Annotated in this window: 24 protein-coding genes; 10 read left to right on the forward strand and 14 right to left on the reverse strand. The window is 71.9% G+C overall.

Features of this window, described 5'->3' with window-relative positions:
- Window positions 1-132: 132 nt before the first annotated feature.
- From ACWY4P_RS17495 to ACWY4P_RS17530, 8 genes are all read right to left on the reverse strand, one after another.
- Window positions 133-1,833 (reverse strand): acyl-CoA mutase large subunit family protein, encoded by a 1,701-nt coding sequence (locus tag ACWY4P_RS17495; RefSeq protein WP_456211475.1) that lies wholly within the window; start codon window positions 1,831-1,833, stop codon window positions 133-135.
- Between the two features lie 90 nt (window positions 1,834-1,923).
- Window positions 1,924-2,976 carry an acyl-CoA dehydrogenase family protein gene (locus ACWY4P_RS17500; RefSeq protein ID WP_456211476.1) on the reverse strand — a complete coding sequence of 351 codons (1,053 nt, stop codon included), beginning with the start codon at window positions 2,974-2,976 and terminating at the stop codon, window positions 1,924-1,926.
- Between the two features lie 83 nt (window positions 2,977-3,059).
- Entirely contained in the window at window positions 3,060-3,971 is a 912-nt protein-coding gene (locus ACWY4P_RS17505; protein WP_456211477.1) for a carbohydrate ABC transporter permease, read from the reverse strand.
- Between the two features lie 62 nt (window positions 3,972-4,033).
- Window positions 4,034-4,876 carry a carbohydrate ABC transporter permease gene (locus ACWY4P_RS17510; protein ID WP_456211478.1) on the reverse strand — a complete coding sequence of 281 codons (843 nt, stop codon included), beginning with the start codon at window positions 4,874-4,876 and terminating at the stop codon, window positions 4,034-4,036.
- A gap of 3 nt (window positions 4,877-4,879) precedes the next feature.
- Window positions 4,880-6,343, reverse strand: a complete 1,464-nt coding sequence (locus ACWY4P_RS17515) for an ABC transporter substrate-binding protein (protein WP_456211479.1) — start codon at window positions 6,341-6,343, stop codon at window positions 4,880-4,882.
- Between the two features lie 467 nt (window positions 6,344-6,810).
- Entirely contained in the window at window positions 6,811-7,149 is a 339-nt protein-coding gene (locus ACWY4P_RS17520) for a DUF3817 domain-containing protein (RefSeq protein ID WP_352129536.1), read from the reverse strand.
- A gap of 83 nt (window positions 7,150-7,232) precedes the next feature.
- On the reverse strand, window positions 7,233-7,742 hold the full coding sequence (locus ACWY4P_RS17525; protein WP_456211480.1) for a MarR family transcriptional regulator: 510 nt from the start codon (window positions 7,740-7,742) through the stop codon (window positions 7,233-7,235).
- A 149-nt stretch (window positions 7,743-7,891) separates the two neighbouring features.
- A complete protein-coding gene (locus tag ACWY4P_RS17530; protein ID WP_456211481.1) occupies window positions 7,892-9,235 on the reverse strand; it encodes an MFS transporter in 1,344 nt (447 codons plus the stop codon).
- Between the two features lie 136 nt (window positions 9,236-9,371).
- Here ACWY4P_RS17530 and ACWY4P_RS17535 point away from each other — a divergent pair, with 136 nt between their 5' ends.
- Complete coding sequence (locus tag ACWY4P_RS17535) at window positions 9,372-10,364, forward strand: DUF5937 family protein (protein WP_456211482.1); 993 nt, start codon at window positions 9,372-9,374, stop codon at window positions 10,362-10,364.
- A gap of 54 nt (window positions 10,365-10,418) precedes the next feature.
- On the opposite strand, the gene ACWY4P_RS17540 is transcribed toward ACWY4P_RS17535, so the two are convergent.
- Together ACWY4P_RS17540 and ACWY4P_RS17545 are read right to left on the reverse strand one after the other, a co-directional pair.
- A complete protein-coding gene (locus ACWY4P_RS17540) occupies window positions 10,419-10,712 on the reverse strand; it encodes an MTH1187 family thiamine-binding protein (protein WP_014176340.1) in 294 nt (97 codons plus the stop codon).
- Window positions 10,709-11,053 (reverse strand): DUF3817 domain-containing protein, encoded by a 345-nt coding sequence (locus ACWY4P_RS17545; protein ID WP_456211483.1) that lies wholly within the window; start codon window positions 11,051-11,053, stop codon window positions 10,709-10,711. The genes ACWY4P_RS17540 and ACWY4P_RS17545 overlap by 4 nt, the downstream gene beginning before the upstream one ends.
- A 240-nt stretch (window positions 11,054-11,293) precedes the next feature.
- On the opposite strand from ACWY4P_RS17545, the gene ACWY4P_RS17550 reads away from it, so the two are divergent.
- The 4 genes from ACWY4P_RS17550 to ACWY4P_RS17565 all read left to right on the forward strand — a co-directional run bounded on the left by ACWY4P_RS17550 (window position 11,294) and on the right by ACWY4P_RS17565 (window position 13,776).
- Window positions 11,294-11,887, forward strand: coding sequence for an AIM24 family protein (locus tag ACWY4P_RS17550; protein WP_456212956.1), 594 nt, complete (start codon window positions 11,294-11,296; stop codon window positions 11,885-11,887).
- Window positions 11,887-12,537: an AIM24 family protein gene (locus ACWY4P_RS17555; protein ID WP_456211484.1), complete on the forward strand. Its 651-nt coding sequence runs from the start codon at window positions 11,887-11,889 to the stop codon at window positions 12,535-12,537. Before ACWY4P_RS17550 ends, ACWY4P_RS17555 begins: the two co-directional genes overlap by 1 nt.
- Window positions 12,534-13,214: an AIM24 family protein gene (locus ACWY4P_RS17560; RefSeq protein WP_456211485.1), complete on the forward strand. Its 681-nt coding sequence runs from the start codon at window positions 12,534-12,536 to the stop codon at window positions 13,212-13,214. The genes ACWY4P_RS17555 and ACWY4P_RS17560 overlap by 4 nt, the downstream gene beginning before the upstream one ends.
- Window positions 13,215-13,299: 85 nt before the next feature.
- Complete coding sequence (locus ACWY4P_RS17565) at window positions 13,300-13,776, forward strand: MarR family winged helix-turn-helix transcriptional regulator (RefSeq protein ID WP_456211486.1); 477 nt, start codon at window positions 13,300-13,302, stop codon at window positions 13,774-13,776.
- A 73-nt stretch (window positions 13,777-13,849) separates the two neighbouring features.
- Here ACWY4P_RS17565 and ACWY4P_RS17570 read toward each other — a convergent pair whose 3' ends face one another.
- A complete protein-coding gene (locus tag ACWY4P_RS17570) occupies window positions 13,850-15,247 on the reverse strand; it encodes a sensor histidine kinase (protein WP_456211487.1) in 1,398 nt (465 codons plus the stop codon).
- Between the two features lie 7 nt (window positions 15,248-15,254).
- Entirely contained in the window at window positions 15,255-15,917 is a 663-nt protein-coding gene (locus ACWY4P_RS17575; RefSeq protein WP_456211488.1) for a response regulator transcription factor, read from the reverse strand.
- Window positions 15,918-16,027: 110 nt separating this feature from the next.
- Between ACWY4P_RS17575 and ACWY4P_RS17580 the strand changes: the two genes are divergently transcribed.
- Together ACWY4P_RS17580 and ACWY4P_RS17585 are read left to right on the forward strand one after the other, a co-directional pair.
- Window positions 16,028-16,630: a PepSY domain-containing protein gene (locus ACWY4P_RS17580; RefSeq protein WP_456211489.1), complete on the forward strand. Its 603-nt coding sequence runs from the start codon at window positions 16,028-16,030 to the stop codon at window positions 16,628-16,630.
- 71 nt (window positions 16,631-16,701) lie between these two features.
- Window positions 16,702-17,358: a PhzF family phenazine biosynthesis protein gene (locus ACWY4P_RS17585; RefSeq protein ID WP_456211490.1), complete on the forward strand. Its 657-nt coding sequence runs from the start codon at window positions 16,702-16,704 to the stop codon at window positions 17,356-17,358.
- 229 nt (window positions 17,359-17,587) lie between these two features.
- Here the strand turns inward: ACWY4P_RS17585 and meaB are convergent, their stop codons facing one another.
- Together meaB and ACWY4P_RS17595 are read right to left on the reverse strand one after the other, a co-directional pair.
- A complete protein-coding gene (meaB, locus tag ACWY4P_RS17590) occupies window positions 17,588-18,544 on the reverse strand; it encodes a methylmalonyl Co-A mutase-associated GTPase MeaB (RefSeq protein WP_456211491.1) in 957 nt (318 codons plus the stop codon).
- A gap of 121 nt (window positions 18,545-18,665) precedes the next feature.
- Window positions 18,666-19,856 carry an acetyl-CoA C-acetyltransferase gene (locus tag ACWY4P_RS17595; protein WP_456211492.1) on the reverse strand — a complete coding sequence of 397 codons (1,191 nt, stop codon included), beginning with the start codon at window positions 19,854-19,856 and terminating at the stop codon, window positions 18,666-18,668.
- Between the two features lie 136 nt (window positions 19,857-19,992).
- On the opposite strand from ACWY4P_RS17595, the gene mce reads away from it, so the two are divergent.
- The 3 genes from mce to ACWY4P_RS17610 all read left to right on the forward strand — a co-directional run bounded on the left by mce (window position 19,993) and on the right by ACWY4P_RS17610 (window position 26,023).
- Window positions 19,993-20,469 carry a methylmalonyl-CoA epimerase gene (mce, locus tag ACWY4P_RS17600; RefSeq protein WP_456211493.1) on the forward strand — a complete coding sequence of 159 codons (477 nt, stop codon included), beginning with the start codon at window positions 19,993-19,995 and terminating at the stop codon, window positions 20,467-20,469.
- A 331-nt stretch (window positions 20,470-20,800) separates the two neighbouring features.
- Window positions 20,801-24,799: a polarized growth protein Scy gene (gene scy / locus ACWY4P_RS17605; RefSeq protein ID WP_456211494.1), complete on the forward strand. Its 3,999-nt coding sequence runs from the start codon at window positions 20,801-20,803 to the stop codon at window positions 24,797-24,799.
- 285 nt (window positions 24,800-25,084) lie between these two features.
- Window positions 25,085-26,023, forward strand: a complete 939-nt coding sequence (locus tag ACWY4P_RS17610; RefSeq protein WP_456211495.1) for a cellulose-binding protein — start codon at window positions 25,085-25,087, stop codon at window positions 26,021-26,023.
- Window positions 26,024-26,201: the final 178 nt, after the last annotated feature.

The raw sequence follows: 26,201 nt of genomic DNA on the forward strand, positions 1-26,201 counted from the left end.
GAACCCGGCCGCGACTCAAAAGCCCGCCGCCCAGAAGCGCGCCACGCCTCAAAAGCCGGCCCCCGCCCAGAAATCACCGCAGAGATCACCGCAGAAACCAGCCCAGAAACCAGCCCAGAAACCAACCGCCGCTCAGAAGCCCGCCGGCTCCGTGTAGGTTCCCCACTCCTCGCGCAGCGTGCCGCAGATCTCGCCCAGGGTCGCCTCCGCCCGGACCGCCTCCAGCATCGGCTCGATCATGTTCGAGCCGTCGCGCGCGGCGGACAGCATCCGTTCCAGTGCGGCGGTCACCCGCGCGTCGTCGCGGGCCTCCTTGCGGGCGGCGAGCGCCCGCACCTGCTCGCGCTCGACCTCATGGCCGACCCGCAGAATCTCCAGGTCGCCCGTGACCGAGCCCTCGTGGCAGTTGACGCCGACGACCTTCTTGTCGCCCTTCTCCAGCGCCCGCTGGTACTGGAAGGCCGACTCGGCGATCTCGCCGGTGAACCAACCGTCCTCGATGCCGCGCAGGATGCCGGAGGTGATCAGCCCGATGGGGTGCTGTTCACGGGGCACCGCCCGGCGGCCGCGCTCCTTGATCTGTTCGAAGATCTTCTCGGCGTCGGCCTCGATGCGGTCGGTCAGCGCCTCGACGTACCAGGAACCGCCCAGCGGGTCGGCGACATTGAGGATGCCGGTCTCCTCCATCAGCACCTGCTGGGTGCGCAGGGCGATCTCGGCGGCCTGCTCGCTGGGCAGCGCGAGCGTCTCGTCCAGGGCGTTGGTGTGCAGCGAGTTGGTGCCGCCGAGCACCGCGGACAGCGCCTCCACGGCGGTGCGCACGACGTTGTTGTACGGCTGCTGCGCGGTGAGCGAGACCCCGGCGGTCTGGGTGTGGAAGCGCAGCCACTGCGCCTTCTCGGTCTTGGCCCCGTACACATCCCTCATCCAGCGGGCCCAGATCCGGCGGGCCGCGCGGAACTTGGCGATCTCCTCGAAGAAGTCGAGGTGCGCGTCGAAGAAGAAGGACAGGCCGGGCGCGAAGGTGTCGATGTCGAGCCCGCGGGAGAGCCCCAGCTCGACGTAGCCGAAGCCGTCGGCGAGGGTGTACGCGAGCTCCTGCGCGGCCGTGGCCCCGGCCTCACGGATGTGGTAGCCGGAGACCGACAGCGGCTTGTACGCGGGGATGCCGCGCGCACAGTGCTCCATCAGGTCGCCGATCAGACGCAGATGCGGCTCCGGCTGGAAGAGCCACTCCTTCTGCGCGATGTACTCCTTGAAGATGTCCGTCTGGAGCGTGCCGTTCAGTACGGAGGTGTCGACGCCCTGGCGCTCGGCGGCGACCAGGTACATGCAGAAGACGGGGACTGCGGGGCCGCTGATCGTCATCGAGGTGGTGACGTCGCCGAGCGGGATGTCCTTGAAGAGGATCTCCATGTCGGCGGCGGAGTCGATGGCGACGCCGCAGTGGCCGACCTCGCCCAGCGAGCGCGGGTCGTCGGAGTCGCGGCCCATCAACGTCGGCATGTCGAAGGCCACTGACAGGCCGCCGCCGCCCGCCTTCAGGATCATCTTGTAGCGCTCGTTGGTCTGCTCGGCGTTTCCGAAGCCCGCGAACTGGCGGATGGTCCAGGCGCGGCCGCGGTAGCCGGTGGAGTACAGCCCGCGGGTGAAGGGGAACTCGCCGGGCCAGCCGATGCGCTCGAAGCCCGCGACGCTGTCGCCGGGGGCCGGTCCGTAGACCGGATCCACGGGATCCCCCGAGAGCGTACTGAAGTCGGCCTCGCGCTTGCGCGCGGCGTCGTACCGGGCCTGCCAGCGCCGGCGGCCCGCCTCAATGCCTTCGACGTCCATGACTGCAAATTTACTAGGACGTCCAAGTATTTGTCGACGCGAAACGGGCCCAACCGGTCACCCACTACTCCGAACGGGCCCCGCCGCAGGTCAGCCGCGCAGTGCCCGCAGGTGGGCGCTCCGTACCTCGGCGGTCTGGCCCTGCACCACCAGGAACAGCCCCTCCCGGGCCAGCCGCTGCGCCGGGCTGCCGAGGCCGAAAGCACGGCCCCCGCCCGCGACGATCGCCGCAGTGGTCGCCGCGCGCAGCACGTCGTAGGCCCGCGTCTTCACCGCCAGCCGGTCCGCCAGGCGCTCTCCCGCCGGGACCTCGTCGACCAGCGCGTATGCCTCCCGCCGCACCTCGCGCAGCCGCTCGCCCAGCACCCCCGCCGTCTCCGTCGCCTCCGGGTCCCCGGCGGCCTCCAGCAGGTCGAGGGCGGCGCGGGCCACGCCGAAGACGGCCGGGTTGGGGTTGGTGTTCTTCGGCCGGTCCGCGACCGCCCACTCCTCGAACGGGCGGCTCCAGACCACCGCCTCCTCGGGCACCACCAGGCCGTCCAGCTCCAGCCCGACCGTGCGGGTGCCGGTCAGCGCGGCCAGCTGGAGGGGCGGGGTGGGGCGCAGCCCCGGCTGCTCACGGGCGTCCGCGAAGGCGAACAGGACCTCACCCTCGTCGGTGACCCCGCCGAGCAGCAGCACGTCGTTCAGGCCCCAGCCGGTGTACCACGGCACCCGCCCGTCGAAGCGCCTGCCGCCCGGTACCCGGCCGACCCGCACCGGCGTGCGGGGGAAGGCCCGCAGGTGGGAAAAGGCGATGCCGGACAGCAGCGTGCCGTCGCACAGCGGCCGCAGCAGCCGCTCGCGGGCCGGGGAGGCGGACGCGGCGAGCATCCTGACCGGGCTGTGGTGCTGCGCCTGGACGAAGTACGTGGAGCAGCAGGCCCCGGCGAGGATCTCGGCGATCTCGCGGGCCACCGAGTCAGGCGCCTGCGTTCCGCCGTACGCCGCGGGGCCGCTCACCCCGAGCACTCCGGCCCCCTTGACCGCGGCGATCGCGGCCGGGGTGACCCCCTCGCGGTCGGCGGACTCGGCACCGGGGGCGAGCACCTCGTCGGCGAGGCGCCGGGCCGCCTCGATCAGGGTCGGGGCCGGGGCGGTCATGACCGCTCCTTTCATTGACTCGTCGGCTCGTCGGGCTCGTCGGGCTCGTCGGGCTCGTCGGGCTCGTTCATGGTCTTACGGGGTCAGCCCGTGGCGCGCTCGGTACGCCGGTAGGCCCGCAGGTAGAGCCAGGCGCCCGCGACGAGGAGGATCGCCACGGACACCGCGAGGGCGGAGGCGAGGCCGAGCTCCTGGTCGCTGAACGCGATCTTCCTGATCGCCAGCGGCACGGTGGTCGAGCTGTCCAAGGGACCGCCCTGCGCCAGCAGGTACGGCAGGTCGAAGTCGTACGCCGTCCAGATGGTGCGCATCAGCATCGCGACGAGCAGCGCCGGGGCGATCCACGGCAGCGTCACATGGCGGAACGAGCCCAGCCGCCCGGCCCCGTCGAGCGAGGCCGCCTCGTACAGCTCGCGCGGCACGGTCTGGAGCCGGGCGAGGACGACGATGACGACGAAGGGCACGTACTTCCAGCAGTTCACCGCGATCAGGGCGAGCATCACGGTGTCGGGGTCGCCGAAGGGGCTCACCGGCTGGTCGCTCGCGCCGGATGCCTTCAGCAGATAGCCGACCAGGCCGGTGGTGTCGTTGAACATGAAGCGGAAGACGATCGCGGCGACCACGGCCGGGACCACGTACGGGAACAGCACAAGGCCGCGGGCGAGGGTCTGCCCGCGCAGCCCGGCGTTGAGCACGAGCGCGACGGCCACGCCCGCGACCGCCTGGATGACCACGTTCCCGGCGACCCACAGCACGCTCCGCCCGAAGGCGGCGCGGGTGGCGGGGTCCTCCCACAGGCGACGGTAGTTGTCGAGGCCCAGGAAGTCGCGCTGCCGGGTGAGGAAGTCGATCCGGAAGAAGCTGTCGACGACGGACGCGACGAACGGGTAGACGGCGAAGCACAGCAGCAGGGCGAGCGCGGGCAGCAGCATCAGGCTGCCCAACTGCCGGTCGGTCAGCCCGCGCCGCGGCCGCTCGCGCGTGCCCGAAGGCACGCCGGTCCTGTGCGCACCGGTCCTGTGCACGCCCGTCCTGTGCACACCCGTCTTGCGGACGCTCATTTGACGGCCCCCTGACCGACCCCACCCACCAGGAACTTCTGGACGAACGCGAACAGCACCACCACCGGCAGGACGACGATCACGGCCGCGGCCATGAGCACGCCCCATGAGTAGACCCCGGTCTGGTCCATGAGCAGCGCGAGCCCGGGGCTCAGGGTGAGGTTCTCCGGGTCGGTCATCAGGGTCGCCGAGAAGAGGTACTCGCTCCAGGCCGCGTTGAAGGTGAAGACGGCGGTGGCGATGATGCCGGGCAGGGCCTGCGGGACCACCACCCGGCGGAAGGCGCCGAAGCGGGTGCAGCCGTCGACCATGGCCGCCTCCTCCAACTCGACGGTGAGCCCGTGGAAGTACGAGCGCAGCGTCCACAGCGCGAAGGGCAGCAGCGTGGCGGTGTAGAGGACGACGAGCGCCGTCTTGTCGTTGGCCAGCCCGAGCCGGTTCACCAGCTGCGCCGTCGGGACCAGGACCAGGATGGGCGGCACCATGTAGGCGAACAGCGACAGCTCTCCCACCCATCGCAGGCCGGGGATGGTGAAGCGGCTGAGCGAGTACGCGGCGAGGGTGCCGAGCACCACCGTGGCGGCGGTCGCGGCGAGGGAGACGACCGCGCTGTTGGCGAGGTAGGTGCCGAAGTCCGAGATGGCGAAGAGGTTGGTGAAGTTCTCGAACGTCATCTCGTGCGGGTAGAGGGTGGGCGGATAGGCGACGATCTCGGTGTCGGGCTTGACGGCGGTGAGGACGATCCACACCAGCGGCAGGTCCGCGACGACCACGATCACGGCGAGACAGGCGTACTGGAAGACCCGGAAAGGGCGCACGCCGAGGCGGGCGGCGGTCATGGCTCAGGCGCTCGGCTTCCAGTCCGGATGGGCGGTCCGCCACTCCTTGGCGGCCTTCTCCAGCTTGGCCACCGCGTCCTTCCACGCCTTCTCGGGGTCGGTCCCCCGGATCAGGATGTCCTGGATCATCGCCCCGTCGGCGGGCGGCGGCGCCCACGCCCTGCCGGCCCAGGGGCAGGGGTTGGACAGCCGGCCGTCGTAGGTGTGGTCGTGCACCGAGCCCATGCTGAGGTCGGGGCTCATCGCGTCCGGCACCAGGTCCATGATCGTGGTGACCCAGTCGCCGTGCTTCTTGAGGTACGCGTCCTCGGACTTCGGTATCTCGGCGCGCAGCCGGGCCGACACCGACTTCAGCGGCGGCAGCAGGTGGCCGGGGACGGTGAGGGAGAAGGCGAGGGCGTTGGCGCCGGTGGTGAGTGCCTTGAGGAAGGCGATCGCCTCGGCGCGGTGCTTGGTCCTGGCGTAGACGCTGTACTGGTTCTTGCCGCCATAGGAGAGCCTGCCGGTGCGGAACGGCCCGGCCGGGACGGCGATGACGCCCGTGTTCTCGGCGATCTTCGGATTCTGCTTGGCGAGGTTGACCCCGAGGCGGCCGGCCATGGTGGCGAACGCGGCGCGGCCGGAGATGTAGGTGCTCATCAGGTCGGGGTAGTTGGTGTTGTACGCGCCCTTGCGGGCGTGCCGCATGATCGCCACATGCCGCTTGACGCCCTCCAGCACTTCGGGCTTTCCGAACAGCACCTCACCGTCGGCGGAGTAGTAGTCCCAGCCGGACTGATAGACGTACGGGGCGAGGAACTGGGTCGTCATTCCGGGGGTGTTGCTCGCGCCGGAGGAGATCCCGTCGACGCCGTCCTTGCCGTCGAGCTCGGTGACGGCGTCGAGGAAGTCCTGGTAGGTCTTCGGCGGCTCGATCCCGGCCTTCTGTAGCAGGTCCTTGCGGTAGTAGAGCACCGACGCGCCCGCCTGGAAGGGTATGGCGTAGTCCTCGCCCTTGACCCGGATGCGGGTGCCCGCCAGGAAGTCGTCCGCTCCGATGTCCTTGACCAGGTCGGTCAGCGACAGCAGATAGCCCTTCTCCGCCCAGTCCAGGATGTTGGCGCCGGGCGGCGCGAAGACGCCGATGTCGTTGCCCGTCTGCATCGCGGTCTGGAGATACTGCAGCTGGTTCTCGTCCTGGTAGAGGGTGATCTTGACCTTGACGCCCGGGTGCGCCTTCTCGAACTTCGCGATCACCATCTTGTAGAAGGCGAGCGACTGGGGATCGTTCTCGGTCGTGTAGAAGGGGACGGCCTTCTTCCCCGAGCCGGAGTCCGAGCCGCAGGCGGTCAGCAGGGCCGCGGCGGACATGCCCGAGGCCAGGGAGAGAAACGAGCGGCGGCCGATGCGACCGCGCCGCAGCTGGTCACTCAGGGCATCGATGCGGCGCACTTCTTCGCGTATGCGGGAGCGCGAGGTGGAGGGCATGACAAGTCCTCATCAGAACAAGAAACGTGAAGGCGTGGGACAGGCTGAGGGGGCGCTCGAAGGCGCGGACGCCCGAGGAAGGTCCGGGCCGGGAGGGGCTCCGGGCCGGGAGGGGCCGGGAGTCGGTTCTTGGGTCGTCCGGACGGCCGTCAGCCGCGACAGCTGGTGCTGGAGCTGCGCCGCAGATCGAGGTAGAGGCGCGCGGAGAACAGGCGGCGGTGCAGGGGGAGGGCGGGGCGTGCCGACACGCGGACCGTCATCCTCTCCCCCTCTTTGCCTGACACAGGCCGGATTTCCTGGCGCAGGCGGATTCCCCGGCGCAGGCCGCACGTGTGTATGCCGCAAGTAAAGCCGGGACGGAAGCTAACCTTCCGTGCTTGTACGCGTCAACAAAAACGCGCGCGCCGTCCGGAGTCCGGACGGCGCGCGCGGGGTGGTGCGAGCCCAAAAACAGCGGCGGGCGCAGGTCAGGCCTGGGCGGGCTCCGGCTCGGCGCCGCTGACCAGCGGCTCGATCTCGGCCACGACCTTGCGCTCGACGAAGAAGACCGCCGTGGGGACGGTGCCCGCGAGCAGCACCCAGGCCAGCTTGCCGAAGGGCCACTTCGCCTTGGAGCCGAGGTCGAAGGCGAAGACCAGGTAGAGGACGTAGAGCCAGCCGTGTGCGATACCGACGACGCTGACGAAGCCGGACGCGCCGTCCACGTCCAGCAGATACTTGGCGATCACACCGATCGTGAGCAGGATCAGCAGGACGCCCGTGACATAGGCCATGGTCCGGTAGCGCGTCAATACGCTTCGCTTCATGACGTCGAGCGTAACCGTCCGTTCCGGGGCGATCTTCGCCACCCCCACCGGTATGACCACCGGTGTTACTGCCCCCGCCGGTGTTACTGCGCGTCGAAGTCACCCGCCGCGACCCGGAGGGGCCGCAGCAGCTCGAAGATGCCCGAGCAGTCCTCGGCGTCGTACACCCCGAGGCCGAAGTCCATCGCCATCAGGTCGCGGGTGGCCGACTCGACCACCTCACGGCCCCGGTCGGTGATCGAGGCGAGCGTCCCGCGGCCGTCGTTCGGGTTCGGCCGCTTGGCCACCAGGCCGGACGTGACCAGGCGGTCCACGGTGTTGGTCACCGAGGTCGGGTGGACCATCAGCCGCTCGCCGATCTTGGACATGGGCAGCTCACCGGCCTGGGAGAAGGTGAGCAGCACCAGCGCCTCGTAGCGGGCGAAGGTCAGTCCGTACGGCTTGACCACCGCGTCGACCTGGCCCAGCAGAATCTGCTGAGCCCGCATGATCGAGGTGATCGCGGCCATCGACGGCACGGACCCCCACCGTCGCTTCCACAGTTCGTCTGCGCGGGCGATGGGGTCGAAGGAGAGGCTGAGCGGCTTGGGCACGTCACCGACCCTACCGGCCGGTCATATCGTGGTCAGCCCGGTCTCACGTTTCGGGCCCGGCGACCCGACACCCTCGCCCTGCCGCCCTTCTCCCCGCATCGGCCCTGCCCTCTCGCCGAAACCCCACCTCGCCGTCACCCACCTCGCCGTCACCCCACCTCGCCCGTAACCCGCGGCCGTGCCGTACCGCGTCGCACCAGCACCACCACCAGCAGTGAGCACACCGTGCCGAACACTCCCGCCGCGGTCACCACCAGATGCACCGGCGCCAGCTCGGCGATCGCGCCCGCCACCGCCATGCCCAGGCCCTGCGCGGTCATCAGCCCCGCCGTCATCACCGTCATCGCCCGCCCCCGCAGCTCCTCCGGTACGGCCGCCATGAACCACTGGTCGAGGCCGAGGCTGTACGCCATGCCGCAGCCCGTCGCCACCTGGAGCGCCAGCGCCCAGCCGAACGAGGGCTCGAAGACGTACCCCAGGGAGGGCAACGTGCACACCACCGCCACCACCAGGGTCAGCCGCGCCCGGCCTGCCGGGCCGAGCAGCGTGCCCGCCAGGGCCTCGCTGACGATCGCCCCGATCGGCATCCCGCACATCAGCAGCCCGAGCCCGGTCGAGCCGAAGCCCAGCCCGTCCGCGTACGGCGTCATCAACGCCTCCGACATCACCACGAACGTCGGCGGCACCCAGCTCAGCAGGAACAGGGCCCGGATCCGCGGGTTGGCGAACAGCTGCCGCATCCCGCGCAGCGAGTCGCCCAGCAGCGCCCCCCGGCGGCCGTCCGTACGGGCCGGACGGCGGCGGGTGCCCAGGCGCAGCACCAGCGCCGACCCCACGAACGACGCCGCCGTGATCGCGAGCACCGCGCGCGGCGAGACCGCGGCCAGCAGCAGCCCGCCCGCGGCGAACCCGGCGAGCTGCGCGCCCTGCGCGGTGAGCCGGATGACGGACCGGCCGAGCACGAACAGGTCTCCCTCTCCCAGCATGTCGCCGAGGGTCGCGGACCGCGTCCCGCTGAACACCGGAGAGATAGCGGCGGGCACACAGCGCAGCACCAGCAGCAACCCGACGGGCATGCCCGGCACCACCATCGCGGCCACGCACACGGCGCTGGCCAGATCGCATACGACGAGCACCCGGCGGGCGGGGTAGCGGTCGGCCACGGCGGACAGCAGGGTGCCGCCGATGACGTACGGGAGCAGGGCGAAGGCGAAGGCCAGGGCGGACAGCAACGGCGAGCCGGTGACCCGGTAGACCAGGACGGACAGCGCGATCCCGCAGACGACCTCGCCGAGCATGGAGAGCAGATGCGCGACGAACACGGCCCGGAACTCGCGCACCGCGAAGACGGCCGAATAGCCAACGCCTCCCGGGCGGGGTTCCGGGACGGCGGGGCCCTCGGCGCCCTCGGCCGCGGGCTCGGGTCGGGAGGCGTCTGCGGCAGGGCGCGTCGGGATGGGGTCCGCGGTCCCGGACCCGGAAGGCGTTGGCATGGCGGCAGCCTGCCCGGGGCCGGTCCAGGAGCTCTAGTGTTTCGCTCCGAGGCGAATCTCTGTCGGGCCGCTTCACGGGGCCCGTATACGGGAGCTCTTCGGGGGCGCTTCACGGGGCAGGGAAACCGGGAGACGCATGCCACTCCACATGAGCTTCGGGCAGGACGACTTACTGCGCTGCCGGTTCGCCATTTCACCGCTGTGCCAGACGCACGAGGCGGTGCGGACCCTGCTGCGTTCCGAGCGGCACGGCTATCACCTGCCGTGGCTGCGCCGGGTCCGCTCGGCCGCGGCCGGGCTCGATCTCTCCCTGCTCGCGCTGTTCATGCCCATCCGCGGCTACACCCCGGACTTTCTGGGTCCGCCGCCTGAGGTGCCGTATCCCTCGTTCGAGGAGGAGCTGGCGCGTCTGCGGGCGACCGGGCCGGAGACGGCCCGCCGGGAGATGGCCCGTTCCCTGGTGTGCACGCCGGGGGCCGCCGGCTCCGCGGCCGGGCGCTCGGTGCTGGACGACCCCGCGCGGGCGGTGCGGCGGCTCGGGGATCAGACCGAGCGGGTCTGGCACGCGCTGCTCGCGCCGGACTGGCCCCGGGTGCGCGCCTTGCTGGAGGCCGATGTGGCCTATCGGGCCCGGCAGCTGGCCGACGGCGGCCTTGAGCGGCTCTTCGCCGATCTGCGCCCCGCGCTGTCCTGGGCCGATGGGCGGCTCACGGTCCGCACCCGCGCCGGAGGCCCGGAGGTGCAGGAGCTCGACGGCCGGGGCGTGCTGCTGATGCCGAACGTCTTCGTCTGGCCGGATGTCATCAGCGGCTTCGCGCCGCCTTGGCAGCCGACGGTGATCTATCCGGCGCGCGGGGTGGGCGGGCTCTGGCAGGAGCCCGCCGAGGGCGCGGCGGACGCGCTCGTACGGCTCCTCGGAGCCAACCGCGCCGCCGTTCTCAGCGCCCTGGAGGAGCCCGCCGCCACGACGGCGCTGGCCCAGCGGCTGGGTCTGGCGCCGTCGTCGGTCTCGGCACACCTGGGGGTGCTGCGCGCGGCCGGCCTGCTGACCTCGCGCCGCGATGGCCACCGGGTGCTGTACGAGCGCACACCGCTCGGCATCGCGCTGCTGGGCGGTGGCGCGGCCTAGAAGGCTCTGCCTAGAAGCTCTACCTGGAAAGCTCTGCCCAGAAGGCTCTGCGGCCTACGCGGACAGATGCCGCTCGACCGTCTCGACCTTCGAGGTCAGTCCGTCCGTGACGCCCGGGCGGATGTCCGCCTTGAGGACCACGGACACCCGCGGCGCCCGCGCCTCCACGGCCGCGACCGCCCGCTTGACGACGTCCATGACCTCGTCCCACTCGCCCTCGATGGACGTGAACATCGCGTCCGTACGGTTCGGCAGGCCGGACTCGCGCACCACCCGCACCGCGTCGGCGACGTACTCCCCCACGTCCTCGCCGACGCCGAGCGGCGTCACGGAGAAGGCGACGATCATGCGTTGACCACGCCGTCGCGGCGCGCCCGGTCGGCGATCACGCTGGCCTCCGCCTCCCGCTTGAGCTTGCGCTCGGCGAAGAAGCCGCCGGTCGGCAGGATGGAGAGCACGAAGTAGAGCGCGGCGGTCTTGCGGTCCCACTGGGCGCGCTTCCAGGCGTCCAGCCAGAAGACCAGGTACAGGATGAAGAGGATGCCGTGCACCATGCCCATCACCGGGACCGCGTTGAAGTCGGTCGTGCGCTTGAGCACCGAGCAGACGAGCAGCAGGAGGAAGGAGACGGCCTCGGGCGCGGAGACCAGGCGGAGCCGCCGCAGTGCGGTGGCGGTCTTGAAGTCCACGGGAGCAGCACCTTTGGGTGAGAAGGACGATGAGACGACGTTGACACGCAGGATGACACGCCGGATGACACGCAGCGAGAGCTTGTGAAGTGATGCACAAGCTCCCCTCGCATTGTCGCAGCCTCGTAACCGATCACCGCGCCGGGGTCCGGCTGTCCCTGTTCCGCGCCGTTCGGTCCCGATAACGTCGGATCCGTGGCTCAGTTTCGGCTCCAGGGGAGCAAGGTGCTCGCCGTCGACATGACGGGCGATTCCGTGAAGGCCAAGAACGGTTCGATGGTCGCGTACGAGGGAGAGATGACCTTCAAGAAGAAATCCGGCGGCGGGGAGGGGCTGCGCGGGATGGTGACCCGGCGGCTCACCGGCGAGCAGATGGAGGTCATGGAGGTCAAGGGGCACGGCACGTGCTACTTCGCCGACCGGGCGAGCGAGATCAACCTGGTGTCGCTGCACGGCGAGACGCTCCACGTGGAGGCCAGCAATCTGCTGTGCGCGGACGCCGCGCTGCGCACCGGGACCTCCTTCACCGGGCTGCGCGGCTCCTCGCAGGGCAACGGCCTGTTCACCACGACCGTCGAGGGGACCGGGCAGGCGGCCATCCTCTCCGACGGCACGGCGGTGGTGCTGCGCGTCACCCCGCAGCTGCCGCTGCAGGTCGACCCGGGCGCGTACATCGCCCATACGGGCAAGCTCAAGCAGCACTTCCAGTCCGGGGTGAATTTCCGCACCCTCATAGGGGAGGGCTCGGGCGAGGCGTTCCAGATCCGCTTCGAGGGCGAGGGACTGGTGTACGTACAGCCGAGCGAGCGCAACACGATCGGCGGGGACGTCTGATGCCCTTCAACGTCCTCAACTCACGCATGGTCGAGGCGCAGGTGCAGCCCGGCCAGACGCTCTTCAGCCAGCGCGGCGCGATGCTGGCCTACCGGGGCGAGGTGCGGTTCACGCCGAGCATCACCGGCGGTCAGCGCGGAGTGATGGGCATGATCGGCCGCCGGGTCGCGGGCGAGGCGACCCCGCTCATGACCGTCGAGGGCAGCGGCACGGTGATGTTCGGCCACGGCGGCCACCATGTCGAGGTGATCCACCTGGCCGGCGACAAGCTGTACGCCGAGTCGGACCGGCTGCTCGCCTTCGACGGGTCGCTGCGCCAGGGCACGATGTTCATGGGCTCACAGGGCGGGGTGATGGGCATCGTGCGCGGCCAGGTCACCGGCCAGGGGCTGTTCACCACCACGCTCGAGGGGCATGGCTCGGCGGCGGTCATGGCGCACGGCGGCGTGATCCAGCTGCCGATCACCCCCGGCCGCCCGGTCCATGTCGACCCGCAGGCGTATGTCGCCCACCGCGGGGACGTCCGCAACAAGCTCTCGGCCGCGCTCGGCTGGCGCGAGATGGTCGGCCGCGGCTCGGGAGAGGCCTTTCAGCTCGAGCTCTCGGGCACCGGCACGGTGTATGTCCAGGCATCGGAGGAGAAGCTGTGAACAGCCCCGTCATCCACGACGCGTACACCCTCCCGGCCGACGACAACATCAATCCGTACGCCTTCAGCGTGGAGCTGAACGGCCAGTGGTTTCTGCAGAAGGGGAAGATGATCGCCTATTACGGGCGGATCGACTTCCACGGCGTGGGCCTGGGCCGGCTGGACCAGCTCATCGCGCACAGCTTCCACTCCCCGCTGCACGCCGCGGACTGGGTGGTGGCCGAGGGGCAGGGCAAGATGGTGCTCGCGGACCGGGCCTTCGACGTCAACTCCTACGACCTCGACGACGGCAATCTGACCATCCGGTCGGGCAATCTCCTCGCTTTCCAGCCCTCGCTCTCCCTCAAGCAGTCGATCGTCCCGGGCTTCCTCACCCTGATCGGCACCGGCAAGTTCGTCGCGGCCTCCAACGGCCCGGTGGTCTTCATGGAGCCGCCGATCCGGGTGGACCCGCAGGCCCTCGTCGGCTGGGCGGACTGCCCCACGCCCAACCACCACTACGATCACGAGTACTTGCGGGGCATCCTCGGCGGGATCCGGGCGCACACCGGCCTTGGGGGCACCTCGGGTGAGGAGCATCAGTTCGAGTTCGTCGGCGCGGGGACGGTCCTGCTCCAGTCGACGGAAGAACTCATGAACGAGGTGCCCATAGGGGCTACAGGGGGCACCGGTTCGTGAGCGAGAGCATGCGGAGTGTAACCTCGAACAGGTGACCTCATATCCATTGGTTCGAAATTCAACTTCTATAGGTAGAATACTTCCCATGGAGACCGAGAACGGCACGCGCTGGCTCAGCGACGAGGAACAGCGCGCCTGGCGCATCCACCTGGACGTCAGCCGGCTGCTGAGCTACCAACTCGAACGCGACCTACAGCCGTTCGGCCTGACCATGAACGACTACGAGATCCTGGTCAACCTCTCGGAGTCGGAAGGCCACCGGATGCGCATGAGTGACCTGGCCGCCGCCACCCTTCAGTCCAAGAGCCGCCTCTCCCATCAGATCACCCGGATGGAGAACGCCGGCCTCGTCCGCCGCGAGCACTGCGAATCCGACCGGCGCGGGCTCTACGCGGTGCTCACCGAAGACGGCTGGGAGACCATGCGCAAGGTCGCACCGCACCACGTCGAGTCGGTGCGCAAGCACTTCATCGACCTGCTCAGCCCGGAAGCCCTCGATGCCGTCCACACCTCCCTGACCCCGATCGCCGAACACCTGCGCGCCCAGCGCGGCCGCGTCTAGACGCGCGCGCCAGGGCCGGCCGGACGCCGGGCGGAAGGTCACGGGGGCCGGGGGACGGCCCAGGGCCGGAAGATCACGCGGCCGGAAGATCACGCGGGGCCAGGAGACGGCCCGGGGCCGGGAGTTCGCGCGGCAGCCGCACCTCGAACAGCGCACCGCCGCCCGGCGCGGTCCGCACGCCCAGCCGCCCGCCGTGCCGCAGCACCACGTCGCGCGCGATGGCGAGGCCGAGCCCGGCCCCGCCGTCGTCGCGGCTGCGCGCGTCGTCGAGCCGTACGAACCGCTCGAAGACGCGCTCCCGCTCCCCCTCGGGCACCCCGCTCCCGTCGTCGGCGACCTCCACGACCCCCCAGTCGCCCTCCTCCCGCACCGTCACCCGCACCTCGTCGCGGGCGTGCCGCTGCGCGTTGTCCACCAGGTTCCCCAGCACCCGCGCCAACTGCCCGCGCGACCCGGCGACCTCCACCGGCCCCAGCTCGCACCGCACCGCCACCCGGTCCCCCACCCGCTGCGCCAACTCCTCGCGCACCAGCTCCGCGAGCGCCACCCGGCCCCCCGAGGGCCGCTCCCCGGCGTCCAGCCGGGCCAGCAGCAGCAGATCGCCCGCCAGCCGCTGGAGCCGCACCACGTCCTCCACTGCGCCGTCCACATCCAGCAGCCCCGGATGCGCCGCGCCCACCTCCAACTGGGTGCGCAGCGAGGCGATCGGGCTGCGCAGCTCATGCGACGCGTCGGCGACGAACGCCCGCTGCCGCTCCACGGCCCCCTCCAGCGCCGCGAGCGTCTCGTTCGTCGTACGCGCCAGCCGGGCCACCTCGTCCCGCGACCGGGGCACCGGCACCCGCCGGGACAGATCCGTACTGGCCGTTATGGCCGCCATCTCCCGCCGGATCGCCTCCACCGGACGCAGGGCGCGCCGGGTCACCAGCCAGGTCACCACCGCCACCACCGCCGACAGCAGCGGCAGTCCGAGCAGCATGGCGTCCCGTACCGACCCGACCGTTTCGGTGGCGAGCGGGGCGCCCGCGTACACCGTGACGGACTCCTCCGCCGGGGTGATCACGCGCATCGCGGCCCACTGGTACTCCGCCTCGTCCCCGTCCACCCGGGCGGTGCCCTCGGCGAACCGGGGCTTCGCCGCCATGCTCCCGGGGTCGTCCTCGTCCTCCATTTCGACGTCCACCGGCACCACCTCACGGCTCCCCGTCCCCGTCACGGCCTCCAGATCGTCGCTCACCGCCCGCACCCGGCCCTGACTGTCCACGATCTGCACGGGGTCCTCGCCCAGCCCCAGCGCGCCGAACTCCTCCCCGGCCGCGACCTTCGAGGCCACCGAGCGCGCACGCACTTCGGACTGCAGCCTGGCCTGCTCCGACAGATTCGTCCGCAACACCTCCAGCACCGCGAGCCCCGCCGCGACCAGGGCCACGGCCACCACGACCGTCGCCCCCACCGCGGCCCGCGTCCGCACCGACCCCCTACGCACGCCCCACCAGCCGATACCCGGCTCCCCGCACCGTCTCGATGACCCCCGCGCCCAGCTTCCGCCGCAGCGCGCTCACATACACCTCGACGATGTTGGGATCGCCCTCGTACGCGAAGTCCCACACATGCTCGAGGATCTCCGCCTTCGACACGACCTCCCCCGGCCGCACCACCAACTGCTCCAGCACGGAGAACTCCTTGGCGGTCAGCGCGGCGTCGCTCCCGTCCCGCTCCACCCGGCGGGCCCCCCGGTCCACCACCAGGTCCCCCACCCGCACCACCGGTGAGGCCCCCTGCCCCCGCCGCCGCAGCAGCGCCCGCACCCGCGCGAGCAGCACCACATACGAGAACGGCTTGGTCAGATAGTCGTCGGCGCCCGTGTCGAGCCCCTCGGCCTCGTCGTACTCCCCGTCCTTCGCCGTCAGCATCAGGATCGGCACCTCGCACCCCGCGGCCCGCAGCGCGCCGCACACGCGGTAGCCGTTCATCCCCGGCAGCATGATGTCGAGAACGACCAGGTCGTACACCCCCTCTTCGGCCCGGTGCAGCCCCTCCCGGCCGTCGTGCACCACATCCACGGCGAAGCCCTCCGCCATGAGCCCTTTGGCCAGCGACACCGCGAGCCGCCGCTCGTCCTCCACAATCAGCAAACGCATGGGGAAAGGGTCCCAAAGACAACCTGAAGATGCCTTCAGGCGGCTTCAGCCTGGCTTCAGCCCCGCCGCGGGACAGTGGTTCCCGTCAAACCAATTGGGGAGGAACCCACATGAAGCGCACCACCGTCATCGCCACCCTCGCCGCCGCGGCCCTGGCCGCGGGCGCCGCCACGGCCGTCGCCAGCTCGACGGCGCCGGAGGCCCCGGCGACCAAGACGGCTTCAGCGGCCAAGGAGGCTTCGGCGGCGCACAAGACCCCGGCGGCCCCGGCGGCCCCGGCGGCGGTTTCCCTCGCGCAGGCGGTCGAGGCGGCCCAGAAGGCCGCGCCGGGCACCGTGACCTCCATCGAGCGCGACGACGACCGTCCCGGCTGGGAGGCGGACGTCCTCGGCAAGGACGGCAAGTGGCACGAGGTGAGGATCGGGGCGAACGGCAAGGTGCTCGGCCAGCAGGTCGACACGGACGACGACGCGGAGGACAAGGCCGAGACCGAGGCCGTCCGCGCCGTGCTGCGGACCGCCAGGGTCGACGCCGTCGAAGCGGCCGACCGGGCCACGTCCGGCGCCGCGGTGACCTCCGTGGAGCTCGACGGCAAGGTCTGGGAGGTCGAGCGCGCAGGCAGGGCCCGCGACGTGAACGTCGACCCGCGCACGGGTGCGGTCACCGCGTCCCACGACCACGAGGACGACCGCCGGCACGACGACGAGGACTGACCCCCGGGCGCCTCAGGGGCCGGCCAGGTCGCACGGCCGGCCCAGCGGGGGCGGCATGGTGTACTGCACAGGTGACCGAATACGACGTGCTGCGTGTCTTCTGCGGGCCCGACGGCCGCCACGGCAACGCGCTCGGCGTGATACGCCGAGGTTCGGCCGTCCCCGGGGCGGCCGAACGCCAGGCCCTGGCACGGAAGCTGGGCTTCAGCGAGACCGTGTTCGTCGACGACCCGGAGCGCGGCGTCATCGACATCTACACGCCGACGCTGCGGCTGCCGTTCGCCGGGCACCCGTGCGTGGGCACGGCCTGGCTGCTCGACGTGCCCGAACTGGTCACGCCCGCGGGCCTGGTGGGCGCCCGGCTCGAAGGGGAGTTCAACTGGATCGAGGCGCGGCCCGAGTGGGCGCCGCCGCGCACCCTGCGCCGATACGGCTCCGCGGCCGAGGTGGACGCCCTGGAGGTGCCGGAGCCGGGTGAGTGGATCTACGCGTGGGCGTGGGAGGACGAGGCGGCCGGCCGGATCAGGGCCCGTGCCTTCCCCGGGCGCGGCGACGGCATCGACGAGGACGAGGCGACGGGCGCGGCGGCACTGCTGCTGACGGCCCACCTCGGCCGCGCCCTGAACATCGCGCAGGGGCGCGGCTCACAGATCCTGACGGCGCCGCGGCCGGATGGCCTGATAGACGTGGGCGGACGGGTACGGCTGGAGGCCACGGAGAGGCTGTAGCCGCCGACGCGACGGGAGGGGGCGGGGGTGCAGGGGTGGCGCCCTGGACGCTTACGCATATGTGTGGCGCCACGTTCCGGCCCACCCCACGCTTCGGGTCACCGGCGCCGTAAATACGCGGTCCGGGGTGACAGCCCCGGAGGCCCCGCACCCGCACCCGCACGCACCCCGGGCGCACCACCCACGCACCCGCACCACCCATGCGCCGAGCACACCCGCACGCACCCGCTCAGCCCGAGGTCACCCCCGCCACCAGCTCGTCCGCCGCCGCGTACGGATCCAGCTCCCCCGCCGCCACCCGCTCGGCCAGCGCCCCCAGCCGCCGGTCGCCGTGCAGGTCGCCGATCCGCGCGCGGAGCGCCGTCACGGCGATGGTCTCGACCTCGCCCGCCGCGCGGCGCAGCCGCCGCTCCGCCAGCACCCCGCGCTCCTCCATCCACGCCCGGTGCTTCTCCAGGGCCTCGACCACCTCGTCGACGCCCTCGCCCCGTGCCGCCACCGTCTTCACGATCGGCGGCCGCCAGTCCCCCGGAGCGCGGGCCTCGCCGAGGCCGAGCATGTGTCCCAGCTCACGGGCCGTGGCGTCGGCGCCCTCCCGGTCGGCCTTGTTGACCACGTACACATCGCCGATCTCCAGGATCCCGGCCTTGGCCGCCTGGATCCCGTCGCCCATGCCGGGCGCGAGCATCACCACGCTCGTGTCGGCCTGCGCGGCGATCTCGACCTCCGACTGCCCGACGCCGACGGTCTCCACCAGCACCACCTCGCACCCGGCCGCGTCGAGCACCCGGATCGCCTGCGGGGCGGCCCAGGCCAGCCCGCCCAGGTGCCCGCGGGTGGCCATGGAGCGGATGTAGACGCCGGGGTCGGACGCGTGCTCCGACATCCGTACCCGGTCCCCGAGGAGCGCCCCGCCGGAGAAGGGCGACGAGGGGTCCACGGCGAGCACCCCCACCCGCTTCCCGGCCTTGCGGTACGCGGTGACCAGCGCGGAGGTCGACGTCGACTTGCCGACCCCCGGCGAACCGGTCACCCCGACCACATACGCGCCCCCCGCCAGCGGAGCCAGCGCGGCCATGACCTCCCGCAGCTGCGGTGAGTCGCCCTCGATCAACGAGATCAGCCGGGCCACCGCGCGCGGCCGCCCCTGCCGCGCCTGCTCCACCAGCGTGGGCACATCAGCCATCGCTGCTGCTCCCTTCCACTCACGACCGGTCACGACCGCTCAGGACGACTCAGGACGACTCAGGACGACTCAGGACGACAAGAACCACCCGGCGCACCGGACCCACAGGCCGCGCACAGAGCTACGCGCGCGGCACCCGGACGATCAGCGCATCCCCCTGCCCACCCCCGCCGCACAGCGCCGCGGCGCCCACGCCGCCGCCCCGCCGCCGCAGCTCCAGGGCCAGGGACAGCACGATGCGCGCGCCCGACATCCCGATCGGGTGACCGAGAGCGATCGCGCCGCCATTCGCATTCACCTTTTCGGAGGAAACGCCAAGATCCTTCATTGACTGCACCGCGACCGCCGCGAACGCCTCGTTGATCTCGATCAGATCAAGATCGGAGACCTCGAGCCCCTCCTTCCGCAGCGCGTGCGCGATCGCGTTGGACGGCTGCGACTGGAGCGAGTTGTCGGGTCCCGCCACATTCCCGTGGGCCCCGATCTCCGCGATCCACTCCAGGTCCAGCTCCTCCGCCTTGGCCTTGCTCATCACGACCACGGCGGCCGCCCCGTCCGAGATCTGCGACGACGTCCCGGCCGTGATCGTCCCGTCCTTGGTGAAGGCGGGCCGCAGCTTGGCGAGCGACTCCACGGTGGTCTCCGGGCGGATGCCCTCGTCCTTGTCGAAGATCACCGGCTCGCCCTTGCGCTGCGGGATCTCCACTGGGGTGATCTCGGCGTCGAAGACGCCGTTCTTCTGGGCCGCGGCGGCCCGCTGGTGGGAGAGCGCGGCGATCTCGTCCTGCTCGGGCCGCAGGATGCCCAGCCGGGTGTTGTGCTTCTCGGTCGACTCGCCCATGGCGATGCCTTCGAATGAGTCGGTCAGCCCGTCGTACGCCATCGCGTCGAGCATCTCGACGGCGCCGTACTTGTAGCCATCCCGGGACTTGGGCAGCAGGTGGGGGGCGTTGGTCATGGACTCCTGGCCGCCCGCGACCACGATGTCGAACTCACCGGCCCGGATCAGCTGGTCGGCCAGCGCGATGGCGTCGAGCCCGGAGAGGCAGACCTTGTTGATGGTGAGCGCGGGCACCGCCATGGGGATGCCGGCCTTCACCGCGGCCTGCCGGGCGGGGATCTGCCCGGCGCCCGCCTGGAGCACCTGCCCCATGATCACGTACTCCACCTGGTCGCCGCCGATCCCGGCTCGCTCCAGGGCCGCCTTGATCGCGACCCCGCCGAGGTCCGCTCCGGAGAAGGATCGCAGGCTGCCCAGCAGCCGTCCCATCGGCGTGCGCGCGCCCGCCACGATCACAGATGTCCGAGTCATGGTGCGTCCTCCAGAGGAGAAGGAAGTTAACGAGGGTTATCGTCAATGTACTGACGAGTACCCGCCGGGTCACCGGGCCATCAGTGTGATCGCGCGCACGTTGCGTAACCACCCGTGTGAGCGGTGCACTGGAACCATGCTGACCAGAATCGACCACATCGGGATCGCCTGCTTCGACCTCGACAAGACAGTCGAGTTCTACCGTGCCACGTATGGCTTCGAGGTGTTCCACACCGAGACCAACGACGAGCAGGGGGTCCGCGAGGCCATGCTCAAGATCAACGAGACCTCGGACGGCGGGGCCTCGTACCTTCAGCTCCTGGAGCCCATCCGGGAGGACTCCGCCGTCGGAAAGTGGATGGCCAAGAACGGCGAGGGGGTGCACCACATCGCCTTCGGCACGGCGGACGTGGACACTGACTCCGAGGCCATCCGCGCCAAGGGCGTCCGGGTGCTGTACGAGGCGCCCCGCCGCGGCTCCATGGACTCCCGGATCACCTTTCTGCACCCCAAGGACTGCCACGGCGTGCTCACCGAGCTCGTCACGGCGGCGGACCACACCCCCGAGCACCAGTCCGCAGACCGTTCCACAGACCAGTCCGCGGACCGCTGACCGCGGCGAACGCACGGCCCGCCGAGTGCGACTACCCGACCGAAGCGACCCGCACAAGCGGGACCGAGGAAGTCCACCACTCAAGCGGACCACTGACCTTCCGCTTCCCCGGCCGGTAGAGTGCAGCATCGGCCGGGGTACAGGAACGGGATCAGAAAGGGATCGGGGTCCGGCCCAGGCTTTGCCGATGATCTGACACCATTTCTTCGGAAGGGCTAGCTCCGGTCCGGCCGCCACGGCCGGACGCCAGGTCGGGACCGCGAGGTGCCACGTGGCACCCCAGGTACGGAGCCGGCCGCCAACGCGACCAGGGGACGGATGGGACCGCGCAGTGCGGGGCTACGACCGCTACGAGCCTGACGACCACCTCTCGAAGTTCGAGGCCGAGATGGAGCGGCTGAAGACCGAGCGGGAGAAGGCCGTCCAGCACGCCGACGATCTCGGCTACCAAGTCGAGGTGCTGCGCGCCAAGCTGCACGAGGCGCGCCGCAATCTCGCGAGCCGCCCTGCCTACGACAGCGCCAACCTCGGCTACCAGGCCGAGCAGTTGCTGCGCAACGCGCAGGTCCAGGCGGACCAGCTGCGCGCCGACGCCGAGCGCGAGCTGCGCGAGACCCGGGCCCAGACCCAGCGGCTGCTACAGGAGCAGGCCGAGCGGCAGGCCCGACTCGAAGCCGAGCTGCACGCCGAGGCGGTGACCCGCCGTCAACGGCTGGACCAGGAGCTCGCCGAGCGCCGCGCCACCGTCGAGTCGCACGTCAACGAGAACGTCGCCTGGGCCGAGCAACTGCGCGCCCGTACCGAGGCGCAGGCCCGCCGGCTCATGGACGAGTCGCGGTCCGAGGCCGAGCAGGCACTGTCCGCCGCCCGCACCGAGGCCCAGCGGCTGGCCGACCAGACCCGCGACCGGCTCGGCTCGGAGGCGGAGTCGGCCCGCTCGGAAGCCGAAGCGATCCTGCGCCGCGCCCGTACCGAGGCCGAGCGGCTGGTGAACACGGCCGGCGCCCAGGCGCAGGAGGCCACCCACCACGCCGAGCAGCTGCGCACCTCCACCGCCTCCGAGTCCGACCAGGCGCGCCGCCAGGCCACCGAGCTGACCCGGACGGCCGAGCTGCGCATCCAGGAGGCCGAGACGGCGCTGCGCGAGGCGCGCTTCGAGGCCGAGAAGGTGCTCACGGAGGCCAAGGAGGCGGCGGAGAAGCGGCTGTCGGCCGCCGAGACGGACAACGAGCAGCGCGCCCGCACCGCCAAGACGGAGATCGCCCGGCTGGTCGGCGAGGCCACCAAGGAGGCCGAGGCGCTGCGCGCCGAGGCCGAGCAGGTACGGGACGACGCCCGCGCCGAGGCCGAGCGGCTGATCGCCGAGGCCGAGGAGACGGCGCGCGCCAAGACTGCCGAGGACTCCGCGGCGCAGCTCGCCAAGGCGGCCCGCAGCGCCGAGGAGGTGCTGACCAAGGCCTCGGAGAACGCGCAGGCCACCACCAAGGCGGCGGCCGACGAGGCGGAGCGGATCCGGGCCAAGGCGGAGGCCGAGGCGGACCGGCTGCGGGCCGAGGCGCACGACACCGCCGCGCAGCTGAAGGGCGCGGCGAAGGACGACACCAAGGAGTACCGCGCCAAGACCGTCGAGCTGCAGGAGGAGGCCCGTCGGCTGCGCGGCGAGGCCGAGCAGCTGCGGGCGGAGGCGGTGGCCGAGGGCGAGCGGATCCGCGCCGAGGCCCGCCGGGAGGCGGTCCAGCAGATCGAGGAGGCGGCCAGTACCGCCGAGGACCTGCTGGCCAAGGCGAAGGCCGGCGCCGAGGAGACCCGCGCGTCCGCCACCGCCGAGAGCGAGCGGGTACGGACCGAGGCGATCGAGCGGGCCGCGTCGCTGCGACGCCAGGCCGACGAGGCGCTGGAGCGGGCCCGCGGCGAGGCCGAGGAGCTGGTGACCTCGGCCGATACCCAGGCCGAGCAGCTCAGGTCTGAGGCGGCGGAGGCGGCCCGGCGGATCCGCGACGAGGCCGAGGCGGCCGCCGCCGATCGCCGCGCGGAGGCCGAGGCCGAGCTGGTCCGGCTGCACGGGGAGGCCGAGCAGCGGCTCGCCTCGGCCGATCAGGCGCTGCGGGACGCCCGCGAGGAGGCCCAGCGGCTGCGCCGGGAGGCGGCCGACGACACCGAGCGGCTGCGTGCCGAGACCGCCGAGCGGCTGGCCGCGCTGCGCCAGCAGGCCGAGGCGGAGGCCAACCGGCTGCGCGACGAGGCCGTCGCGGACGCGTCGAACATGCGCGCCGAGGGCGAGTCGGTCGCGGTACGGCTGCGCGGTGAGGCCGCCGCGGAGGCCGAGCGGCTGCGTGCCGAGGCGCAGGACACGGCCGACCGGGTGCGGGCGGAGGCGAACGCCGCCGCCGAGCGCATCGGGGCCGAGGCCGCCGAGGCGCTGGCGGCCGCGCAGGAGGAGGCGGCCCGCCGCCGCCGCGAGGCCGAGGAGACGCTGAGCGACGCCCGCGAGGAGGCCCAGCGGGAGCGGAGCCTGGCGCACGAGCAGAGCGAGGAGCTGCTGGCCGCCGCCCGCAACCGGGTCGCCGAGGCGCAGGCCGAGGCGCAGCGGCTGGTCGAGGAGGCCGAGCGGCACGCGGCGGAGCTGGTGGCCGCGGCCGAGCAGACGGCGCAGCAGGTGCGGGATTCGGTCGCGGGGCTGCACGAGCAGGCCGAGGCGGAGATCACGGGGCTGCGTACGGCCGCCGAGCACGCCGCGGACCGCACCCGCCACGAGGCGCAGGCGGAGGCGGACCGGGTCCGCGCGGACGCGCACGCCGAGCGGGAGCGGGCGGCCGAGGACGCGGCGCGGCTGCGGCGCGAGGCCTACGAGGAGTCGGAGGCGGCCAAGGCGCTCGCGGAGCGCACGGTCGCGGAGGCGATCGCGGAGGCGGACCGGCTCTCCAGCCAGGCCCGGGAGGAGGCCAACCGGCGCCGCTCGGACGCCGCCGAGCAGGCGGACCGGCTGGTCGCCGAGGCCGCGAGCGAGGCCGAGCGGCTGCGCGCCGAGGCCCAGGACGTCCTGGACGATGCGCGGCGGAGCGCCAACAAGCAGCGCAGCGAGGCCGCCGAGCAGGCCGACACGCTGGTCAGCGGCGCGACCGAGGAGGCCCAGCGGCTGGTCTCGGAGGCGGGTACGCGGGCGCAGCAGCTGCGTACGGAGGCCTCCGACGCGCGGGCGGCGGCCGAGCAGGACGCGGCGCGCACTCGGGCCCAGGCCCGCGGGGACGCCAACAACATCCGCTCGGAGGCGGCCGGGCAGGCCGACCGGCTGGTCGGCGAGGCGACGAAGGAGGCCGAGCGGCTGCTGGCGGACGCCGGTGCGGAGGCCGAGCGGCTGCGCACCGAGGCGTCGGAGACCGTGGGTTCGGCGCATCAGCACGCGGCGCGTACCCGTGCGGAAGCGGAGCGGGTGGCCACCGAGGCCGCCGCGGAGGCGGAGCGGATCCGTTCCAAGGCGCAGTCCGAGGCCGAGCGGACGGTCGACTCGGCGCGCGAGGACGCCAACAAGCGGCGTTCGGAGGCGGCGAAGCAGGTCGACCGGCTGATCACCGAGTCCACGGCGGAGGCGGAGCGGCTCACGAAGGAGGCGCGGGAGGCCGGGCTGCGGACCGCGACCGCCGCCGAGGAGCAGGCCGACACGATGGTCGGGGTCGCCCGCAAGGAGGCCGACCGGCTCGTCAGCGAGGCGACCGCACAGGCGAACAGCCTGGTGGAGAAGGCCCGTACGGACTCCGACACGATGCTCGGCGAGGCCCGGGGCGACGCGACCCGCATCCGGGAGCGGGCCGAGGAGCTGCGGACCCGGGCCGAGGCGGACGTCGAGGAACTGCACGAGCGGGCCCGCCGGGAGTCGGCGGAGCAGATGAAGTCGACCGGCGAGCGCGTCGACAAGCTGGTCGCGGCCGCGACCGCGCAGCTGATGAAGGCCGAGGAGAAGGCCACGACGCTGGTCTCCGACGCCAACAGCGAGGCCAGCCGGGTCCGTATCGCCGCCGTGAAGAAGGCCGAGTCGCTCCTCAAGGAGGCCGAGCAGAGGAAGGCCGACGCCACGCGGGACGCCGAGCGCAGGCGTACCGAGGCGGAGACCGAGGCCAAGCGGATCGTCGACGACGGCAAGCGGGAGCTGGAGTTGCTCAAGCGGCGCCAGGAGGACATCAACGCGGAGATCTCCCGTGTCCAGGACGTGCTGGCGGCGTTGGAGTCTTTTGAGGCCCCCGCATCCGGCGGCTCGGGCGGGAAGGAGAACGGTGGGGTCAAGACGGCGGCCGGGGCGGGGACCCGGGCGAGCGGCAAGCGCTCGGACGGCTGAGGGTCCTGGGCCACGGTCCCGCGTCACGGTCCTGGGGGGTCACGGTCCTGGCGGTCACAGTCCTGGGGGCGGGCGCCGCTGAGTGGTAGTGGTTCCGTGCGGGGGCGCTAGAGACACACCCCATGTCGTGTCCGTATCATCCCGACGAGTGACAAGCCATCCGCCTGCCTGCCACTCAAAAGGCTGGACATTCTCCAGATCAAACGGACGTTGACTCGTTGACACGCCGTTTGGCCCCCTAGGATTCCCTCTATCACCTCACCGGTCTCTTTCGACAGGAACCCCATGAGCGACACTTCCTCCCCCTTCGGCTTCGAGCTCGTGCGGCGTGGATACGACCGCGGTCAGGTGGACGACCGCATTACCAAACTCGTCGCCGACCGTGACAGTGCACTGGCCCGTATCACCTCTCTGGAAAAGCGCATCGAGGAGCTGCACCTCGAGACGCAGAACGCTCAGGCCCAGATCAACGACGCGGAGCCGTCCTACGCGGGGCTCGGCGCACGCGTGGAGAAGATCCTCCGTCTCGCCGAGGAGGAGGCCAAGGACCTGCGCGAGGAGGCCCGCCGGGCCGCCGAACAGCACCGGGAGCTCGCCGAGTCGGCGGCCCAGCAGGTGCGCAACGACGCCGAGTCGTTCGCCGCCGACCGCAAGTCGAAGGCGGAGGACGAGGGCGCGCGTATCGTCGAGAAGGCCAAGGGCGACGCGGCGACGCTGCGCCAGGACGCCCAGAAGGACGCGCAGCAGAAGCGCGAGGAGGCCGACTCCCTCTTCGAGGAGACCCGCGCCAAGGCCGCCCAGGCCGCCGCGGACTTCGAGACGAACCTCGCCAAGCGCCGCGAGCAGTCCGAGCGGGACCTGGCCTCCCGTCAGGCCAAGGCCGAGAAGCGGCTGGCGGAGATCGAGCACCGGGCGGAGCAGCTGCGCCTGGAGGCCGAGAAGCTGCGTACGGACGCCGAGCGCCGCGCCCGCCAGACGGTGGAGACCGCGCAGCGGCAGGCCGAGGACATCGTGGCCGACGCCAACGCCAAGGCCGACCGCATCCGCAGCGAGTCCGAGCGCGAGCTGGCGGCGCTCACCAACCGCCGCGACAGCATCAACGCCCAGCTGACCAACGTCCGCGAGATGCTGGCCACGCTGACCGGTGCCGCGGTGGCCGCGGCCGGCTCCCCCACCGAGGACGAGCCGATCTCGCGCGGTGTCCCGGCCCAGCAGAGCCGCTGACGCCGAAAGCCGCTGACGCCGGATCACGCGCGCATTTCGTGCCCCGCGCCCGCCTTGTGCGGCGCGGGGCACGCGCATGACGGCGCATCGGGCGCCGCGTTACGGGCATCCGGCGTCTTCCCGGTGCACGACGCCTTACCAGCGCACGACGTCTTACCGGCGGGGTCTTACGGGCGGG

This window comes from Streptomyces sp. LZ34 (assembly GCF_053890475.1).

Excerpts from the sequence above, each read along its gene's own strand:
- ACWY4P_RS17495 (WP_456211475.1), bottom strand. The coding sequence starts at position 1,833 with ATGGACGTCGAAGGCATTGAGGCGGGCCGCCGGCGCTGGCAGGCCCGG.
- ACWY4P_RS17500 (WP_456211476.1), bottom strand. The coding sequence starts at position 2,976 with ATGACCGCCCCGGCCCCGACCCTGATCGAGGCGGCCCGGCGCCTCGCC.
- ACWY4P_RS17510 (WP_456211478.1), bottom strand. The coding sequence starts at position 4,876 with ATGACCGCCGCCCGCCTCGGCGTGCGCCCTTTCCGGGTCTTCCAGTAC.
- ACWY4P_RS17515 (WP_456211479.1), bottom strand. The coding sequence starts at position 6,343 with ATGCCCTCCACCTCGCGCTCCCGCATACGCGAAGAAGTGCGCCGCATC.
- ACWY4P_RS17520 (WP_352129536.1), bottom strand. The coding sequence starts at position 7,149 with ATGAAGCGAAGCGTATTGACGCGCTACCGGACCATGGCCTATGTCACG.
- ACWY4P_RS17530 (WP_456211481.1), bottom strand. The coding sequence starts at position 9,235 with ATGCCAACGCCTTCCGGGTCCGGGACCGCGGACCCCATCCCGACGCGC.
- ACWY4P_RS17535 (WP_456211482.1), top strand. The coding sequence starts at position 9,372 with ATGCCACTCCACATGAGCTTCGGGCAGGACGACTTACTGCGCTGCCGG.
- ACWY4P_RS17540 (WP_014176340.1), bottom strand. The coding sequence starts at position 10,712 with ATGATCGTCGCCTTCTCCGTGACGCCGCTCGGCGTCGGCGAGGACGTG.
- ACWY4P_RS17550 (WP_456212956.1), top strand. The coding sequence starts at position 11,294 with ATGACGGGCGATTCCGTGAAGGCCAAGAACGGTTCGATGGTCGCGTAC.
- ACWY4P_RS17555 (WP_456211484.1), top strand. The coding sequence starts at position 11,887 with ATGCCCTTCAACGTCCTCAACTCACGCATGGTCGAGGCGCAGGTGCAG.
- ACWY4P_RS17565 (WP_456211486.1), top strand. The coding sequence starts at position 13,300 with ATGGAGACCGAGAACGGCACGCGCTGGCTCAGCGACGAGGAACAGCGC.
- ACWY4P_RS17575 (WP_456211488.1), bottom strand. The coding sequence starts at position 15,917 with ATGCGTTTGCTGATTGTGGAGGACGAGCGGCGGCTCGCGGTGTCGCTG.
- ACWY4P_RS17580 (WP_456211489.1), top strand. The coding sequence starts at position 16,028 with ATGAAGCGCACCACCGTCATCGCCACCCTCGCCGCCGCGGCCCTGGCC.
- meaB (WP_456211491.1), bottom strand. The coding sequence starts at position 18,544 with ATGGCTGATGTGCCCACGCTGGTGGAGCAGGCGCGGCAGGGGCGGCCG.
- ACWY4P_RS17595 (WP_456211492.1), bottom strand. The coding sequence starts at position 19,856 with ATGACTCGGACATCTGTGATCGTGGCGGGCGCGCGCACGCCGATGGGA.
- mce (WP_456211493.1), top strand. The coding sequence starts at position 19,993 with ATGCTGACCAGAATCGACCACATCGGGATCGCCTGCTTCGACCTCGAC.
- ACWY4P_RS17610 (WP_456211495.1), top strand. The coding sequence starts at position 25,085 with ATGAGCGACACTTCCTCCCCCTTCGGCTTCGAGCTCGTGCGGCGTGGA.